Genomic DNA, 16,681 nt, shown 5'->3' with positions numbered 1-16,681 from the left:
AGTAGAGATAGCAGAATAGGGGGAAGGATTGATGAAAAAAATATTTTTTGGTGCAGCGTTACTGTTGCTAGCGGGTTGCAGTTCAGGTAATACGAATACTACTAGCGCAACGTCTTCGACAACCGATACTTCAGTAACTCAGTCTTCAAGTTCGGCGGTTGCGTCAACGTCAGAAACGACGCAGCAAACTTCTTCAATTAAGGCGTCAACTGGTTCAACTACTGATTCGCAATTTATCGTTACGTTAGATGAAGCGGTTAAAATTTTCCAAGATAAGTATCCTGATACTGTTTTGACGCAAGTTTCATTGGACAGTTCGTTTGGGAAATATTTCTATAAAATAGAAGGTTCTGATGCAAAGCAAGAATATGAGCTGGAAGTGGACGCTAATACTAAGGAGATTTTGAAGGATAAGCAAGAATCTCAAGATCCTGATGATTGGGCTGAAGCACAACAGGATGCACTCGATTTGAAGGGCATCATTACGATTGAAAAAGCCGGTGAGTTAGCGGAACAAGCTGCAGGAGATGGGCAAGCAACGGATTGGGAGCTTTCGAAGGACTTAGATATTATGTATTGGGAAGTCAAGGTCGAGGGTCAAAAAGAAGTAGAAGTTAAATTGGATGCTCATTCCGGTAAAGTTTTACATCAAGAGGTAGATTGATGACGCAAATTCAACGAGGAACGGACCAGACAGAGGGGTATTTACTTTCACTGCTGGATGCTTACCAAGCGGAACATTTTGCTATGGATAGTGTGAGTCAAACCTATACGCTTGAGATTTTTGTTGAAGGAAAACGAGCGGGGGGCATTTTATGGCAGCGCCTGGATCAAGTAGGTCATGTAAAATATTTGGCTGTTGAGCCAGACTTTCGCAGGCTGGGATTAGGGGCTCAATTAATGCAGGCAGTCGAGGCTGAGGCGCGAGAGCTGAATCTACGAATCTTATCAGTCAATACGCAAGATTATCAAGGTCTGAATTTTTATCCGGCCTTAGGTTACGAGGTGGTGGGTCAAATTAAGGACTATCCACTAGTCGGGACTACGAAATATTTTCTCAAAAAAGAGTTGTAAGTATGATTAAAAGGAGGCTGTACCATGCAGGTAAAGAAAGAGTATACGACGTTTGAAGATCAGGAGATTATTGAAAAGCTTCAAGGAGTGGGCACAGAATATCAAGCACTGGAAATCATTGATGATGAACACGAAATTGATGTCGTGGTGATTTCGAAGGAAGATTGGGACACGTTTCAGGCGGCTACGCCAATGGAAACACCAGCACCGCTAGTTGAAAACGAAAAACCAGTGGAGGAGCCATTACATCCGGAACCAGATTTCACGTTAGAAGCAGGGGAAATTCGCGAAAGTGATGATATTTTAGATTAGAGGGACAGAAAAATGGATCAATTTTATGCAGTTTTTTCAGAAGCACAGCAATTTTTGATTTTACAAGGTTATGCTGATCAAATATTGTCAGAGGAAGAGATGATGACCTTTCTGATGCAAGAAGCTTCAGATAAGAAAGTCGCTTTTTTAACCGAGAAAGGGCTTTATTTAGTAGTACCGGCATTATCCTTAGACGATTTTACCCATGATTTTTATCCGCAAAGTCAGTTGCAAGCGACTTTACATGAGAATCAAATTGATATCGAAGTTAGCGGAGATAGTATTATACTGCCATTTGCGCATAAAGAAGATGCCGACAGTGCTTACGAAGATTTGCTTTATTTATGGAGGGAAAAGTGATGCAACAAGTTGTTTTTCATGTGGACCATTCCGAACAGTGGCCGATTGCTAAGAAAAATTTGATTAACTTATTAGGTGAAAATATTCGTTTGAGTTTATTGGTGAATGGGCCAGCTGTTAAAGGCTACTTAAGCGAAGAAAATCAAGATTTTTTCAAAACCTATGGTAAGCGGGTAGAATTATTTGCCTGCCACAATTCCTTAAACGGTTTAGGTATTGACGAGCGCGCGTTGCCGAAAAATGTGACGGTGGTACCGATTGGTGTCAAAAAGCTGATTGATCTACAAGAACAAGGCTACGCATATATCAAACCGTAATTAGCAATAAAAAAATAGCGGCCCTCAATAGTTAGCTGAAATGACTAACTATTGAGGGTCGTTTTGCTTTTTTATATAGATTTTTTCAAAATGCTAGGTTTTCTTTCAAGGAAAAGCGTTCGAGAGACTATTTCTTTACCATTTCCATTAGGCGTCGGCCGCCACGGATCAGATTGATTAGCACTAGCAGGCCGCCAATAATAATAGGCAACCACAGGAGCCAAACGGGATAGGGCAAGGACTCCGGTTGTAGTTTGTATTGTTGATAGACTTGACTACTGAAGGCCGTAGAAAATCCAGAAATCAATAAGAGAATGAAGCCTAAATAATGAGTGGTCGCTCGAAAGCGTACAAATTCAAAAATGATATATAAGAGCAGTAAAAATGCAGGTACGCCGAAAGCGAAATAAGGATTTAACATAGGAAAACCTCCTTTGTTTTATCATACTCGATTTTTTCTTGTTTGGGAAATAATGACAACCTCTTTAAAAATGCGAATGTATGTTCTATAATATGGGTGGAGGTTTTACTATGAAAACCAAACTTACTTTAGAAATTGAAGAGACCCTCTATTATGACTGTCGTGAACATGGAGATGTCGTAGTGGAAGAGGTCACGATGCCAGAGGATCAAGGGATTGTCGACACCTTGGCTTGTCGTTTACTTCCTAATCAAGAATTTGAGTGGCGTTGTTACGAGCTAAAAGTTACCAAAGCCGATTTTCGCTCCAAAGCCAAGCTTTCGTTTATCGGCCACTATAATTATTTTGTTTTGCCCGCAGCACTATATGAGAAGGTTAAAGAGGAAGTTCCACCGCACATTGGGGTTATGATCTACCACCGCTATCAATTTCCAGAGGAACAGACCTTACCCGGCTATTTGGTGACGGTCAAGAAACCGCAAAGGCAGGAGCTAGGCGTAAACCAGCAGGCGCTCTTGTTTCGTTTGATTGCTGCTCAAGCACGAGAAGTGGGAAAAGCCAAGCAGACAGAGCGGGGGGTTCGCGTTTTCAGTACGGAACAACTCTATACAGAATTGAAACGGCGAGAAAAGGAGTATGATCTTTTTGGTGGTGGGGTCAATTATTATGAACGATTTATTGCGGAAACAGAAACGCAAGCAGTAGAGGCGTTACGAGAAGAGTTGGAAGCCACTAGAATGGCTTATTTTGAATTGGAACAAAAATGGCTAGGACGTGAAGAACAGTGACCTATTATCCATATTTTCGCGGTAAGCAGTACGATTTATACGCCTTGCGGGAATTAGTCCAACAGGGATTGATCGGTGCTAGCACTGTACCGATTATAGAACCTGTTAAAGATTCCCGTGCTTTGCTACAGACTTTAACTGTTTTTCAAGAGCACCAACAGCCCTTCTACTTAATTGAAAATCCGCAAGCAGGTGATTTTCGAACGGAGGCGGGGATGGTGAAATTAGCTAACTTGTCGGTCCCCAAAGCGCATATTTTAACAGGCGGCGAAGAGACATCGCTACCGGAATTACTCATTGGCTTTGAGGCGTCAGCCATCCAACAATATGAACCAGAATGGTTTGAGAGCCACACAACCATTGTGCCTTATGAGTTTCGGATTTTAAACCACATTAAGGGACCTAAAATCATTAATCAGGATGCTTTTACACGAGTTCCCCGGCCAGCTTATTATGAATCACTGCCTGATGAACTATTTACCACCGACCATGTGGCAACAGCAAAGCGGGGATTTCAAGGATTTAGTGATTTTTCTATCGACAGCCGCATCTACTACGAGCAAAGTTTTCCATCTGCGATTATGGCTCTGCATTTTGTTTATCCGCAAAAGGATGAACTTCGAATCCATCATTTTTTATCGGCAGAAGAGGGGACGCAAAAGGAAAAGTTTTTTGGTATCATGGCGGAGGTTCAACAATGGTGCGAAACGATTAAGTTAGAAACAAGCGGGCTTTCTTTACTAGTAGAGTATCTTCACAGTCAAAAATTTCCGGGAATGGGTGTTTTACGTAAAGCACAGGTGATGCACCATCTGGAGGTTGTCAATCAAGTTCTAAAACAAACCCACTGAGGAAGACGAACTCAGTGGGTTTTTCTTTTTATTCGGTTGTTAATGGTTGGTCGCTAATACCGATATCGGCAATCAAAATCTCACCTGCACAAGCCAGACCAGGGTCAATTGTCATGCCAACTTTGTTGAATTGGAAGGTCAAGGTTTGCTTCGCCTCAATAGCCGCTCCCATCACTGCGCCGGTATCTGCGTGAATGCCAGAAGGAATATCAAGAGCCAACACGTCGATACCACTTTCATTGATTAAGGTAACCATCTCAATTAATTCATCTGAAATTGTCCGGTCTAAGCCGATACCAAAGATGGCGTCCACAATGGTTGTGACACCAAATAAATCAGGTACACGCGTGAAAGTAGGAATTTGGTAAAAAGTGCAGATTTTTTGTTGCTGTTGATTTTCAGCTGACGGCGTCGTGGTACCGAGCTCTGCAATGCTAACGGTGTAGCCTTTTAAATGGAGTAGTCGGGCTAGTGCATAGCCATCGCCGCCGTTATTTCCACTGCCACAAAGAATTAAAGTATTAGATAGGTCATAAGATTGTTCCAGTGTATCGAGCGCACTTAGCGCCGCGTGCTCCATCAGTACCATACTAGGAACACCAATTTCCTGAATTGTAAATTGGTCGCAAGCTTTCATTTCTGCGGCTGTTACTAACTGGGTCATTGAAAACGCCTCCTTTCATTTATGGTAGCACCAATGGCTGAAAATTACCAAGAAAAGAAAAAACTACGCAGCTCGCTGCCCAGGGACAGAGAACTGCGTAGCTATTTAAGCTAAATCTAGATAATTTTCTAAGTAGGCTGCTAAGCCATCTTCGGCGTTGGTCTTTTCAGTAACATCATTGGCGACTTTTTTGATGGGATCAGTCGCATTTTGCATTGCTACGCCCCAACCAGCATATGCCAACATCTCTTCATCGTTGTGTTCGTCCCCGAAAGCGATGATATCCTTTTGACCAATTTCAAGATAACGGGCTACTTGGTCTAGGCCACGGGCTTTCTGAATACCCTTTGCGACGATCTCAAGAATGCTTATAGGACCGCCCCAAGTACGGACATCCACGTAATCACCATATTGCTTCATCAATTCTCTGGAAACATCGCTGGCAAATTCGTTACTAGTTCGCACCATCATCGAAGTAGGATTGGTGGTCATATTGGTAGTCGTTAATAAATTGGCCGGTGTGGCTGGTGCTGCAAAAAAGTTTGGATCGAACCAATCCATCGAATCAATGTAGAAAGTTTCTTTGTTTTCTGCTGCGACAAAATCTAAGCGGAGATTTTCCTTTTGACCTAGAATGTCGAAAACCAAGTCGCGGCTAATAGGTGTTTCCGTTTCGCCCGCCCATTTTTGTTCTGGGATATGGACCAACGCACCGTTAAAGTTGACCATAGGTGTGTGCAAACCTAATTGTTGGTAGAATTGTTGACTCATGCGATAAGGTCTGCCGGTAACGATACTAACAGCGTGACCTGCTTGCATCGCTCTTTTTAATGTTTGTGTCGTACGATCGGATAGCTTGGATTGCGTGTTCAACGCAGTTCCGTCCAAATCGATAGCAATCAGTTTCTTCATAAATACGTCCCCCTTAATCTTCGGAAACCATTAGGTATAGTGTAGCAGAATTTTCAGTCAACGCAAGCTGTCTAGACTGGTTTCTATGGATAACGCTGATTCTTTATTAAAAGGAGAGCGTTTTTATTTTTAAAGATTCATTAAAAAGACAAACGTTGTCTGATTTTTAAGATAGAAAAATCTTCTTAATGAGAAAAACACGAACATTAATAAAAAATGTTAACAAAATATATAGAATTTTGTTGAAATCGTGTTGTGGGTTTCCTATAATGAAACTCGGTTAAGGGAAATAAATGGCAATTATTTAGGGTATTCCCGAAAAAGTATGAGAGGAAGTTTTAAATGAACAAGTTTTTCAAATTGAAGGAAAACAACACGAATGTTTCAACTGAGGTAATGGCGGGGCTGACAACATTCTTTGCGATGAGCTACATCCTTTTCGTAAACCCGTCAATTTTATCAGCGACAGGTATGCCGTTCCAAGCAGTCTTCTTAGCAACCTTGATTGCGGCAGCAATTGGTACCTTAGTAATGGGACTATTTGCAAATGTTCCTTACGCACAAGCGCCAGGTATGGGGTTAAATGCTTTCTTCACTTACACGGTTGTTTTTGGTTTAGGGTATTCTTGGCAACAAGCTTTGGCCATGGTTTTCATTTGTGGTTTGATCAACATTTTGATCACTGTAACAAAGATTCGTAAATTGATCATCAAAGCAATTCCTGAAAGTATGCAACATGCTATTGGTGGTGGTATCGGGATTTTTGTAGCATATGTTGGGATCAAAAATGCTGGACTACTAAACTTTACAGCTGATTCTGGGACTATTACAAATGCTATCGTGGACAATGGTCAAGTAACCAGCGTTACCATGAACGGCGGAATCGTACCAGCTTTAGCAAACTTCAACAACGCACCAATTTTATTGGCTGTTATCGGTTTGGTTTTAACAACGATTTTAGTTATTGTCAATGTTCGTGGTGCTATTTTGATTGGTATCATTGCGACAACGATTTTAGGTATTTTAATGGGTGTTGTCGACTTAAGCGCGATTGATTGGCAAGCAAACTCATTAGGTAGTTCTATTTCTGAATTAGGCACAACTTTTGGTGCTGCTTTTGGTAAAGAGGGTATGCAAAGCTTATTCTCAGATTCTGCTAAAATTCCGCAAGTATTAATGACGATTTTGGCCTTCAGTTTGTCCGATACTTTTGATACAATCGGTACCTTCATTGGGACTGGTCGCCGTACTGGTATTTTCTCTAAAGAAGATGAGGATGCTTTGGAAAACAGTAAAGGTCTTCATTCTAAAATGGACCGTGCTTTATTCGCGGATGCTATCGCGACTTCAGTTGGTGCCATCTTCGGAACATCAAACACTACGACTTACGTGGAAAGTGCTGCCGGTATTGGTGCAGGCGGACGGACAGGTTTAACGTCTGTAGTTGTGGCGATTCTGTTCCTATTGAGCAGTTTCTTATCACCATTGATTGCAATCGTACCAGGGCAAGCAACCGCACCTGCTTTGATTTTAGTTGGGGTTATGATGTTGGCATCCTTTAAAGATATCAACTGGACTGACCTTGAAGATGCAGTACCAGCTTTCTTCGCTTCAATCTTCATGGGTCTTTGCTACAGTATCTCTTACGGGATTGCAGCTGGTTTCATTTTCTACGCAATCGTGAAAGTTGTAAAAGGCAAATTCAACGAAGTTTCACCAATCTTATGGGTCGTGAATGCTTTATTCATCTTAAACTTTGTAATTCTTGCAGTTCTTTAATATTAGGGGAAAGCTATGGCTGAAAAGTCATAGCTTTTTTTTGCAAAAAAAAGGTGTCCGTAATTTCTTTAGATAGGTGCAAAATGGTTGTTCCAAGGATTGAATAGCAGAAATATTCTGTCTTTTGTTGCAAGCTCTTTGAGCCATGTGCTTTTTTAGAGTATAGTATTAGTGAAGGAAGTGCGAGGTGCTGAGTGTGAAAATAGATTGGAAACGAAATTTGATGGTGGCGTGGCTGGGATGTTTTTTTACAGGAGCTAGTATTAGTTTGGTGATGCCGTTTATCCCAGTTTACGTGGAACAACTTGGAACGCCTAAAGATCAAATAGAATTATTCTCAGGGCTAGCCATTTCAGTAACAGCCTTTGCGGCCGCAATCGTGGCGCCAATTTGGGGAAATTTGGCGGATCGTAAAGGACGCAAAATCATGATGATTCGGGCCGCAGCTGGAATGACGTTTACAATGGGGTCACTAGCGTTTGTGCCAAACGTCTATTGGCTTTTGGTCATGCGCTTTTTGAATGGTATTTTGTCCGGATACATCCCCAACGCGACAGCTATGATTGCTTCTCAGGCGCCGAAGGAGAAAAGCGGTTGGGCTTTAGGGACGCTTTCAACTGGTGCGATTGCCGGCAACCTAATTGGCCCTTCAATGGGCGGTGCATTGGCTCAATGGTTTGGCATGGAGAATGTCTTTATCATTACCGGAAGTGTTTTATTGATTACCACACTTTTGACGATCTTTTTAGTGAAGGAAGACTTTGAACCAATCGAAAAAAGAGAGATGATTTCCACCAAAGAAATCTTTGGGAAAATGGATCACGTTTCAATTTTGTTTGGTTTATTTGTGACAACACTGATCCTGCAATTAGGTGTTACTAGTATCAGTCCAATTTTAACGCTTTATATTCGCTCATTAAGTGATAACACTGGCAATGTCTTGTTTGTCAGCGGTTTGATTGTTTCGGCCGCCGGTGTTTCGGCCATTTTTTCTTCTCCGATATTGGGTAGATTAGGTGATAAAATCGGCAATCATAAAATATTGATCGTAGGTTTGTTTCTCTCAATGTTGTGTTACATTCCCATGGCATTTGTCAAAACACCCTTTCAGTTGGGATTATTGCGTTTTATCTTGGGCTTTTCAACTGGCGCTTTGATGCCATCAATCAATACCTTAATCAGCAAAATTACACCCCCAGAAGGTGTGAGTCGAGTGTATAGTTATAATCAAATGTTTAGTAATTTTGGGCAGGTATTCGGTCCGATGGTCGGTTCTACGGTTGCCCATGGGTTTGGTTATCCAGCGGTCTTTATTGCGACTGCCTGCTTTGTTTTGGGAAATATTTGCTTGTCACTATTTAATTTCCGCAATTGGTTAAGAAAAGATCATATCTAAGAGACTTGATGGATAAAAAAAGGAGTTGGCAGCAATGCCAACTCCTTATTATATTCGCTGTTAATTGACAGATTCTTTTTTTGGTTGAGAAAGTTCCCCAATCAAAATAATAACGATACCGGCAACGAAAGAGATGATCGTCGTCATCGTAAAATCATAGGTTCCTTGAGTCAAGGCCCCACCGATATAACCAACTACTTGGCCTAGCAGTAATGCCCAAAACATTGTGATCACATAACGCATCTTTGACACCTCTTTTCCAGAACACAGTCTACCATAAATTAAATAAATGTAAAGTAAAGTTCAGCTTTTTTCATCCTTTATTTTCAGTTCTATTATATAATGAAGAGATGAATTACACAATTAATCGAGATGGAGGAACGTACGATGCCATTCCCACAATTACATACTTATAGTGCGTATTCGCTGCTGAACAGTACGGTTCGGATCTCTGACTACGTGGCATATGGCAAAGCACAGGGTTATCAAGCCTTGGCGCTGACGGATAAAAATGTGTTGCATGGTGCCGTCGAATTTTATGAGGCTTGTCTGAAAGCCGGCATCAAGCCCATCATTGGGTTGGATTTAACCTATACACCTTATGAAGAAGCGCAGAGCCAACTGCTGCTTTATGCTTGTGACGCCATGGGATTCCAACAATTGATGCGTTTGTCTTCGCAGCGCATGGTGCGAGTCGAAACAGCACTTCAATTGCCAGAAGAAAAGTTGGACCATTTATTAGCCATTGTTCCACTAGAAGGACGGGCAGCTTTGTTAGAAGACCCAGCGCTATACCAAAAGCTGACAACAAAGTTTCGGCAAGTTTATTTAGGTGTAGCAGCAAATGATCAGACTGGACATGAGCTGGCGCAGCAATTAAAGGCGGTCCAAGTTTACACCCATCGTGTGCGTTATTTAAGACCTGATGAGGCCTTTGCCTGTGAGGTGCTGGGGCATATTGAGCAGGGAACGCGCTTGGAGCTGGAACAAACGACGGCAAGGGAGTTTCTGCCTGCTGAAGAGCAAGTTCTGGCGAGTTTAGCTGAAACTCCAGAAATTATTGCTGCCACCCAAAAATTCGCCCAGCAGATATCTTGGGAGTTACCGCTCCATCAGACTTTATTGCCTCATTACCCAACGAGAGAGCCCGCCCACGAGCTTTTAGCACGTTTGTGTTGGGAGGCGCTGCCGCAACGTGTCGCTGAAACGACGGATATTTATAAAGAACGGTTGGCGATGGAGTTATCTGTGATTCACGAGATGGGCTTTGACGATTACTTTTTGATTGTCTGGGACGTCATGGCGTACGCTCATCGTGAAAATATTGTAACTGGGGCTGGTCGTGGTTCTGCGGCAGGTTCATTAGTGGCCTATGTTTTAGAAATCACAGACGTGGATCCTATTCAATATGATTTACTGTTTGAACGCTTTTTAAATAAAGAACGCTTCACAATGCCTGATATTGATTTGGATATTCCTGATAACAAACGAGAACAAATTTTGCACTATGTGAGAGAAAAATATGGGCAGCTGCATATGGCGCAAATTGCGACCTTTGGAACGATGGCGGCTAAGATGGCATTGCGGGATGTAGCACGGGTTTTTGGTCTGTCACCCAGTGAATCCAATCGTTGGTCAAATGCCGTTCCTAATGCCCTGAAAATGACACTAAGCAAGGCGTATGAAACTTCTAACAAACTGCAACAGCTCGTGAATGAGGACGAACGCAATCGGCAGATGTTCCAAGTAGCGCAACAGTTGGAGGGCTTACCACGCCACGTCTCAACTCATGCGGCGGGTGTAGTCTTGTCCGACCAGAATCTTTTAGAATTGGTTCCTTTACAAGCTGGTAGTAACGATATTTTGCTGACGCAGTATACGATGAACGATGTGGAAAAAATTGGTTTGTTGAAGATGGATTTCTTAGGCTTACGAAATTTGTCTATCATTGATAATACATTGCAGTCCATTAAACGAGTCTTCAATGAGGAGGTTGATTTGCATCACTTGCCTTTAGATGATCCAGAAACATTGGCGCTCTTTCAGGCTGGTGCTACAACGGGCGTCTTCCAATTTGAGTCCAGTGGTATTCGCAATGTTTTACGGAAACTCGGGCCTACTAGTATTGATGACATTGCGGCGGTCAATGCCCTCTATCGTCCAGGACCAATGGAAAATATTGACCTTTTCATTCGCCGTAAAAAAGGTCTAGAGCCAATCGATTACCCAGATCCATCACTGGAACCAATCTTGAAAAGTACCTATGGGGTTATCGTTTATCAAGAACAAATTATGCAAGTTGCTGCTAAAATGGCCGGTTTCAGCTTGGGTCAAGCGGACATCTTACGACGGGCAGTCAGCAAAAAGAAAAAAGACGTCCTCGATGAAGAACGGCAGCACTTTGTCAACGGAGCCTTGCAGGAGGGGTATCAAAGGCAAGTGGCAGAGCATGTCTATGACTATATTGAACGATTTGCCAATTATGGATTTAACAAGTCCCATGCTTATGCTTACTCCTTCGTTGGGTATCAGATGGCGTATCTGAAGGTGCACTATCCAGCTCCCTTTTACGCGGCGTTGCTACATTCGGTTCGTCATAATACGAAAAAAATCAAAGAATATGTTAATGAGGCCCGTAAAAATGATGTGAAGATTTTAGCACCAGATATCAATCGCAGTTATTATAGCTTTCACCTATTAGGGCCCAAAGAAATTCTATTTGGTTTCAGCTCTCTAAAAGGGATGCGGCGAGATTTTATCCAGAATATTGTGGACGAGCGGAAGGCAAATGGTCCTTATACATCCTTTGATCAATTTCTACTGAGAATTGATCCTCGTTGGTTGAAGGTCGACCTCTTGGAACCTTTAATTTTGATAGGCGCTTTTGATTCCTTAGCCAATAATCGCCGACAGTTAGTGGTAGAGCTGGAAGGGAAAATCAAAAATGTAGTTTATAGTGGCGGCAGTCTTGATCTATTAGAAGTATTAGCGCTGAAAGAAGAAGAGTTACCAGATTATCCGTTGGAAGAAAAGCTTGCACGGGAAGATGAATACTTAGGAACCTATCTTTCAGGACATCCAACAACAGAATTTCCTAAGATTCGCAGAACCTTAAGGATACAAGATATTGCTGATTTGGAAGTAAATCAAGCAGTCCGCTTTCTAATTTATACAAAAGATATCCGTACGATTCGTACTAAACGAGGCGAAGGGATGGCCTTTGTTGAAGGCGACGATATGACCGGCGAAATCTCCTTGACCTTGTTCCCCAAGCTGTTTCGTCATGTGCAAAAAGACGTACAAGAAAATCAAGTTTATTATGTGGAAGGCAAGGTAGAGGAAAGCAAATACAATCAGGAAAAACAAGTACTAGTGGAGAAAATTCAATTAGCTGCTGTAGTAGAAGCAGAGCTTGCAGAAGAAACATGCTATTTGCGTATTTTACCGGAGCAAGAAGCGCCTGATAAAATGCGGCAGTTGCAACGCTTGTTGAAGCAACACCACGGTCATGTTCCAGTGATGCTCGTCTATACGGCTAGTAAGAAACGAATCATGCTGGGAGAAGAGTTATGGGTCACACATTCCCCTGAATTAGCAGCTAATCTGCAAGAACTTTTAGGAATAGCAAATGTTGTTTTTCGTTAGAGATAAGCTTTTTAGTATAAACTACTCTACGCTTTCATGATTTTTTTCATTTTTTTGGTTTCACCCAAGACTTTTCGTGTTAATAATGGTAAAATAGTCCTCGTGGTTAAGTTAAAAGTGAAGCATCAGCAGATCTTGATTTGCTGAAAGTATAATAATGAGGTGAAAGAGAAGATGAAACGCATTGCTATTTTGACCAGTGGCGGAGATGCGCCAGGGATGAACGCTGCGATTCGTGCGGTCGTTCGTAAAGGAATCTATGAAGGAATGGAAGTTTACGGAATCAATTACGGTTATGCTGGCTTGGTTGCCGGAGATATCCGTCGTTTAGATGTAGCAGACGTAGGCGATAAAATCCAACGCGGAGGAACATTCTTATACTCTGCACGTTATCCTGAATTTGCAACAGAAGAAGGACAACTAAAAGGGATTGAACAATTGAAAAAATTCGGTATCGAAGGTTTAGTCGTTATCGGAGGAGACGGTTCTTATCATGGTGCAATGGCCTTGACAAAACGCGGCTATCCAGCAATCGGCATTCCAGGAACAATCGATAATGATATTCCAGGAACTGATTTCACCATTGGGTTTGATACTGCTATCAACACTGTTTTGGAATCTGTTGACCGTATCCGTGATACTGCAACTTCTCACGTGCGGACATTTGTCATTGAAGTAATGGGCCGTGACGCAGGCGATATCGCTTTATGGTCAGGCGTAGCCGGCGGTGCGGATGAAATCATCATTCCAGAGCATGACTTTGACATGGCTATTGTAGCAAAACGCATCCAAGAAGGCCGCGATCGTGGTAAAAAACATTGCTTGATCATCGTAGCTGAAGGCGTAATGGGCGGGGAAGAATTTGCTCGTCAATTATCTGAATACGGTAATTTCCATACACGCGTATCTGTTTTAGGACACGTTGTTCGTGGTGGTTCTCCATCTGCTCGTGACCGCGTCTTAGCAAGTAAATTCGGCGCATACGCTGTTGATTTGTTGAAAGAAGGAAAAGGCGGCTTGTGTATTGGAATCGCCAATAACGAAATGATTTCTGCTGATATCGTTGATACATTGGAAAACAACAAGCACAAACCAGATCTTTCATTGTTCGATTTAAACCAACAAATCTCATTTTAAGAGGCAACACCCAACTATCGGTAAACTCAAGGATGAACCTTGTGACTATACAAAATAGGAATAGGAGCGATTTGGTAATGAAAAAAACAAAGATCGTATGTACTATCGGACCAGCTAGTGAATCATTAGATATGCTAGTGAACTTAATCAATGCAGGAATGAACGTCTGCCGCTTGAACTTCTCACACGGAGACTACGAAGAGCACGGCAACCGTATCAAAAACATTCGTGAAGCAGTAAAAATTACTGGTAAACGTGTGGCAATCTTGCTGGATACAAAGGGTCCTGAAATCCGTACAAACGATATGGAAAATGGCGCCATCGAATTAAAAATCGGTGATGTAGTACGAATCGCCATGACAGAAGTGTTAGGAACAAAAGAAAAATTCTCTATCACTTATCCTGAATTAATCAACGATGTTAACGTTGGTTCTCACATCTTGTTAGATGATGGCTTGATTGACTTAGAAGTTATCGATATCGACCGCGAAGCAAACGAAATCGTAACAAAAGTTCAAAACGAAGGCGTTCTGAAAAACAAAAAAGGTGTAAACGTACCTGGCGTTGCTGTCAAATTACCTGGTATCACTGAAAAAGATGCGAACGATATTCGTTTCGGTATCTCTCAAGGCATCGACTTTATCGCTGCAAGTTTCGTACGTCGCGCCACTGACGTTTTAGAAATCACTAAGATTCTTGAAGATGAAAACGCAACGCATATCCAAATCATTCCTAAAATCGAAAACCAAGAAGGTATCGACAACATTGACGAAATCCTAAAAGTTTCTGATGGTTTGATGGTTGCTCGTGGGGACATGGGTGTTGAAATTCCAACTGAAGACGTACCCGTTGTTCAAAAAGAATTAATCAAAAAATGTAACGCTTTAGGTAAACCAGTTATTACTGCAACACAAATGTTAGATTCAATGCAACGTAATCCTCGCCCAACACGTGCGGAAGCAAATGACGTTGCCAATGCTATCTACGACGGAACTGATGCTGTTATGTTATCAGGTGAAACTGCTGCTGGGGATTACCCACTAGAAGCCGTTCAAACAATGGCACGTATTGCTGTTCGTACTGAAGAAGCACTTGTAAACCAAGACTCCTTCGCATTGAAACTTTACTCTAAGACTGATATGACAGAAGCAATTGGTCAATCTGTTGGCCATACTGCTCGTAACTTAGGGATTCAAACAATTGTGGCTGCGACTGAATCTGGTCACACTGCTCGTATGATCTCTAAATACCGTCCAAAAGCACATATTGTGGCAATCACATTCAGCGAACAAAAAGCTCGCAGCTTGGCATTGTCATGGGGCGTTTACCCAACAGTTGCTGAAAAACCAGGTAGCACAGATGAAATGTTCAACTTAGCTTCTCACGTGTCTCAAAACGAAGGCTACGCACAAGAAGGCGACTTGATCATCATCACTGCTGGTGTACCAGTTGGTGAAAGAGGCACAACAAACTTGATGAAGATCCAAATGATTGGTTCTAAATTAGTTGAAGGCCAAGGAATTGGCGAAAGCTCTGTAATTGCGAAAGCTGTTGTCGCAACTTCTGCTGAAGAAGCAGCTGAAAAAGCAACAGAAGGCAGCATCTTAGTTGTGAAAACAACAGATAAAGATTATATGCCAGCAATCGACAAAGCAGCTGCTTTGATCGTTGAAGAAGGCGGTTTGACTTCTCATGCGGCTGTTGTCGCAATCGCGAAAGACATTCCAGTCATCGTAGGCGCTCAAGAAGCTACTACTTTGATCCAAAATGACGAATTGATTACAGTTGACCCTCGTCGTGGTATCGTATACCGTGGCGCAACAACTGCTATCTAATGAATCCACGAGAGACAGGACTTCGGTTCTGTCTCTTTTCGTTTTTATGGAGAAAACAAAACGGTTCAGTTGGACCGCAAGCTGGGCAAAATAGTTTTCCATAACAAACCTTACCGCTATGGTTGACGGTTCTTCCTATAAAAAGGTACACTTAAGATGTCGTAATGAAAACGTTTTATTCAGAAAGGATGAATGTACGTGAAGAAGATTATCAATGCACCAGCGGACGTTGTCGATGAAATGCTAAAGGGACTGACGGAGGCTTATCCCACCTTTGTTAAACGCCTGCCGGACACCAGTGTGATTGCCCGGTTAGAGCAAGCGGCACAGGTAGGCTTAGTCAGTGGCGGCGGTAGTGGTCACGAGCCAGCCCATGCTGGTTTTGTTGGCGATGGTATGCTAAGTGCGGCAGTTTGCGGGCAAGTATTTACCTCACCAACGCCAGATCAAATCTTTGAAGCAATCAAAGACGCTGACCAAGGAAAAGGTGTTTTATTGATTGTAAAAAATTATTCAGGTGACGTCATGAATTTTGAAATGGCGCAAGATATGGCCAGTATGGAGGATATTGAAACAGGCTTTGTTCTGGTAGATGATGACATTGCCGTGGAAAACAGTACGTATACCCAAGGCAAGCGCGGTGTTGCCGGAACCATCTTAGTGCACAAAATTTTAGGAGCCTATGCCCGGAACGGCGCCTCCGTTACCCAACTGGCAGACTTAGGTAAGGAATTAGTCGAGAATATTAAAACAATTGGGATTGCGCTAACCGGCGCAACTGTGCCAGAAGTTGGCAAACCTGGTTTCACCTTAGGAGATGACGAGATTGAATATGGCGTTGGTATCCATGGAGAACCAGGATACCGTCGTGAGAAAATCAAAACTTCTCATGAGATGGCGGAAGAAATCGTTTCTAAGCTAAAAGCCGCTTTTGAATGGCAAGAAGGGGAAAAATATGGTGTCTTGGTTAATGGTATGGGTGGGACACCTTTAATGGAACAATTTATTTTCTTCCAAGACGTCAAACAATTATTAGGACAAGATGGCTTAGAAATCTCTTTCAGTAAAGTCGGTAATTATATGACTTCACTAGAAATGCAGGGACTTTCTTTGACCCTAATCAAAACGAAAGAAGAGTGGGTAGCTGCTCTGAATGAAGAGGTCCATACGATTAGTTGGTAGGAGGTTAA

Annotated in this window: 17 protein-coding genes; 13 read left to right on the top strand and 4 right to left on the bottom strand. The window is 42.3% G+C overall.

The window, feature by feature from the left end; translation table 11 throughout:
* The first annotated feature begins 31 nt into the window (after positions 1 to 31).
* Genes ECA01S_RS01540 through ECA01S_RS01520 form a run of 5 tightly spaced genes read left to right on the top strand, consistent with a single transcriptional unit; the run spans position 32 to position 2,063 of the window.
* Entirely contained in the window at positions 32 to 664 is a 633-nt protein-coding gene (locus ECA01S_RS01540) for a PepSY domain-containing protein (RefSeq protein WP_067390043.1), read from the top strand.
* Positions 664 to 1,074, top strand: a complete 411-nt coding sequence (locus ECA01S_RS01535; protein ID WP_067390041.1) for a GNAT family N-acetyltransferase — start codon at positions 664 to 666, stop codon at positions 1,072 to 1,074. The genes ECA01S_RS01540 and ECA01S_RS01535 overlap by 1 nt, the downstream gene beginning before the upstream one ends.
* Positions 1,075 to 1,098: 24 nt before the next feature.
* Entirely contained in the window at positions 1,099 to 1,386 is a 288-nt protein-coding gene (locus ECA01S_RS01530) for a hypothetical protein (protein WP_067390037.1), read from the top strand.
* A 12-nt stretch (positions 1,387 to 1,398) separates the two neighbouring features.
* On the top strand, positions 1,399 to 1,746 hold the full coding sequence (locus ECA01S_RS01525; protein ID WP_067390034.1) for a hypothetical protein: 348 nt from the start codon (positions 1,399 to 1,401) through the stop codon (positions 1,744 to 1,746).
* Complete coding sequence (locus tag ECA01S_RS01520) at positions 1,746 to 2,063, top strand: DsrE family protein (protein WP_067390032.1); 318 nt, start codon at positions 1,746 to 1,748, stop codon at positions 2,061 to 2,063. The genes ECA01S_RS01525 and ECA01S_RS01520 overlap by 1 nt, the downstream gene beginning before the upstream one ends.
* 127 nt (positions 2,064 to 2,190) lie before the next feature.
* Here ECA01S_RS01520 and ECA01S_RS01515 read toward each other — a convergent pair whose 3' ends face one another.
* Entirely contained in the window at positions 2,191 to 2,484 is a 294-nt protein-coding gene (locus tag ECA01S_RS01515) for a hypothetical protein (protein WP_067390029.1), read from the bottom strand.
* 110 nt (positions 2,485 to 2,594) lie between these two features.
* Here ECA01S_RS01515 and ECA01S_RS01510 point away from each other — a divergent pair, with 110 nt between their 5' ends.
* Together ECA01S_RS01510 and ECA01S_RS01505 are read left to right on the top strand one after the other, a co-directional pair.
* A complete protein-coding gene (locus ECA01S_RS01510; RefSeq protein ID WP_067390025.1) occupies positions 2,595 to 3,272 on the top strand; it encodes a hypothetical protein in 678 nt (225 codons plus the stop codon).
* Positions 3,269 to 4,123, top strand: a complete 855-nt coding sequence (locus ECA01S_RS01505; protein ID WP_067390022.1) for a sce7725 family protein — start codon at positions 3,269 to 3,271, stop codon at positions 4,121 to 4,123. Before ECA01S_RS01510 ends, ECA01S_RS01505 begins: the two co-directional genes overlap by 4 nt.
* Positions 4,124 to 4,151: 28 nt before the next feature.
* Here ECA01S_RS01505 and ECA01S_RS01500 read toward each other — a convergent pair whose 3' ends face one another.
* Both ECA01S_RS01500 and ECA01S_RS01495 read right to left on the bottom strand, forming a co-directional pair.
* On the bottom strand, positions 4,152 to 4,787 hold the full coding sequence (locus ECA01S_RS01500) for an NAD(P)H-hydrate epimerase (protein WP_067390019.1): 636 nt from the start codon (positions 4,785 to 4,787) through the stop codon (positions 4,152 to 4,154).
* Positions 4,788 to 4,892: 105 nt separating this feature from the next.
* Positions 4,893 to 5,699: a Cof-type HAD-IIB family hydrolase gene (locus ECA01S_RS01495; protein ID WP_067390016.1), complete on the bottom strand. Its 807-nt coding sequence runs from the start codon at positions 5,697 to 5,699 to the stop codon at positions 4,893 to 4,895.
* A gap of 342 nt (positions 5,700 to 6,041) precedes the next feature.
* On the opposite strand from ECA01S_RS01495, the gene ECA01S_RS01490 reads away from it, so the two are divergent.
* Positions 6,042 to 7,478: an NCS2 family permease gene (locus tag ECA01S_RS01490; RefSeq protein WP_067390013.1), complete on the top strand. Its 1,437-nt coding sequence runs from the start codon at positions 6,042 to 6,044 to the stop codon at positions 7,476 to 7,478.
* A gap of 196 nt (positions 7,479 to 7,674) precedes the next feature.
* A complete protein-coding gene (locus tag ECA01S_RS01485) occupies positions 7,675 to 8,874 on the top strand; it encodes a multidrug efflux MFS transporter (protein WP_067391076.1) in 1,200 nt (399 codons plus the stop codon).
* 60 nt (positions 8,875 to 8,934) lie between these two features.
* Here the strand turns inward: ECA01S_RS01485 and ECA01S_RS01480 are convergent, their stop codons facing one another.
* The gene (locus ECA01S_RS01480; RefSeq protein ID WP_067390011.1) at positions 8,935 to 9,117 is read right to left on the bottom strand and encodes a YjzD family protein; all 183 of its coding nucleotides are present in this window, start codon (positions 9,115 to 9,117) and stop codon (positions 8,935 to 8,937) included.
* Between the two features lie 144 nt (positions 9,118 to 9,261).
* On the opposite strand from ECA01S_RS01480, the gene ECA01S_RS01475 reads away from it, so the two are divergent.
* From ECA01S_RS01475 to dhaK, 4 genes are all read left to right on the top strand, one after another.
* Positions 9,262 to 12,519, top strand: a complete 3,258-nt coding sequence (locus ECA01S_RS01475) for a DNA polymerase III subunit alpha (RefSeq protein ID WP_067390007.1) — start codon at positions 9,262 to 9,264, stop codon at positions 12,517 to 12,519.
* A 174-nt stretch (positions 12,520 to 12,693) separates the two neighbouring features.
* Complete coding sequence (gene pfkA, locus ECA01S_RS01470; protein WP_067390004.1) at positions 12,694 to 13,656, top strand: 6-phosphofructokinase; 963 nt, start codon at positions 12,694 to 12,696, stop codon at positions 13,654 to 13,656.
* A gap of 77 nt (positions 13,657 to 13,733) precedes the next feature.
* Positions 13,734 to 15,491, top strand: a complete 1,758-nt coding sequence (gene pyk / locus ECA01S_RS01465) for a pyruvate kinase (RefSeq protein ID WP_067390001.1) — start codon at positions 13,734 to 13,736, stop codon at positions 15,489 to 15,491.
* A 198-nt stretch (positions 15,492 to 15,689) separates the two neighbouring features.
* Complete coding sequence (gene dhaK, locus ECA01S_RS01460; protein WP_067389998.1) at positions 15,690 to 16,673, top strand: dihydroxyacetone kinase subunit DhaK; 984 nt, start codon at positions 15,690 to 15,692, stop codon at positions 16,671 to 16,673.
* Positions 16,674 to 16,681 lie beyond the last annotated feature (8 nt).

Source organism: Enterococcus canis NBRC 100695, assembly GCF_001544375.1.
Lineage (GTDB): Bacteria > Bacillota > Bacilli > Lactobacillales > Enterococcaceae > Enterococcus_H > Enterococcus_H canis.
This window is presented reverse-complemented; position numbering and strand designations above follow the sequence as displayed.

Coding starts and splice junctions, on each gene's coding strand:
- ECA01S_RS01540 (WP_067390043.1), top strand. CDS start 32: ATGAAAAAAATATTTTTTGGTGCAGCGTTACTGTTGCTAGCGGGTTGC.
- ECA01S_RS01535 (WP_067390041.1), top strand. CDS start 664: ATGACGCAAATTCAACGAGGAACGGACCAGACAGAGGGGTATTTACTT.
- ECA01S_RS01530 (WP_067390037.1), top strand. CDS start 1,099: ATGCAGGTAAAGAAAGAGTATACGACGTTTGAAGATCAGGAGATTATT.
- ECA01S_RS01525 (WP_067390034.1), top strand. CDS start 1,399: ATGGATCAATTTTATGCAGTTTTTTCAGAAGCACAGCAATTTTTGATT.
- ECA01S_RS01520 (WP_067390032.1), top strand. CDS start 1,746: ATGCAACAAGTTGTTTTTCATGTGGACCATTCCGAACAGTGGCCGATT.
- ECA01S_RS01515 (WP_067390029.1), bottom strand. CDS start 2,484: ATGTTAAATCCTTATTTCGCTTTCGGCGTACCTGCATTTTTACTGCTC.
- ECA01S_RS01510 (WP_067390025.1), top strand. CDS start 2,595: ATGAAAACCAAACTTACTTTAGAAATTGAAGAGACCCTCTATTATGAC.
- ECA01S_RS01500 (WP_067390019.1), bottom strand. CDS start 4,787: ATGACCCAGTTAGTAACAGCCGCAGAAATGAAAGCTTGCGACCAATTT.
- ECA01S_RS01495 (WP_067390016.1), bottom strand. CDS start 5,699: ATGAAGAAACTGATTGCTATCGATTTGGACGGAACTGCGTTGAACACG.
- ECA01S_RS01490 (WP_067390013.1), top strand. CDS start 6,042: ATGAACAAGTTTTTCAAATTGAAGGAAAACAACACGAATGTTTCAACT.
- ECA01S_RS01480 (WP_067390011.1), bottom strand. CDS start 9,117: ATGCGTTATGTGATCACAATGTTTTGGGCATTACTGCTAGGCCAAGTA.
- ECA01S_RS01475 (WP_067390007.1), top strand. CDS start 9,262: ATGCCATTCCCACAATTACATACTTATAGTGCGTATTCGCTGCTGAAC.
- pfkA (WP_067390004.1), top strand. CDS start 12,694: ATGAAACGCATTGCTATTTTGACCAGTGGCGGAGATGCGCCAGGGATG.
- pyk (WP_067390001.1), top strand. CDS start 13,734: ATGAAAAAAACAAAGATCGTATGTACTATCGGACCAGCTAGTGAATCA.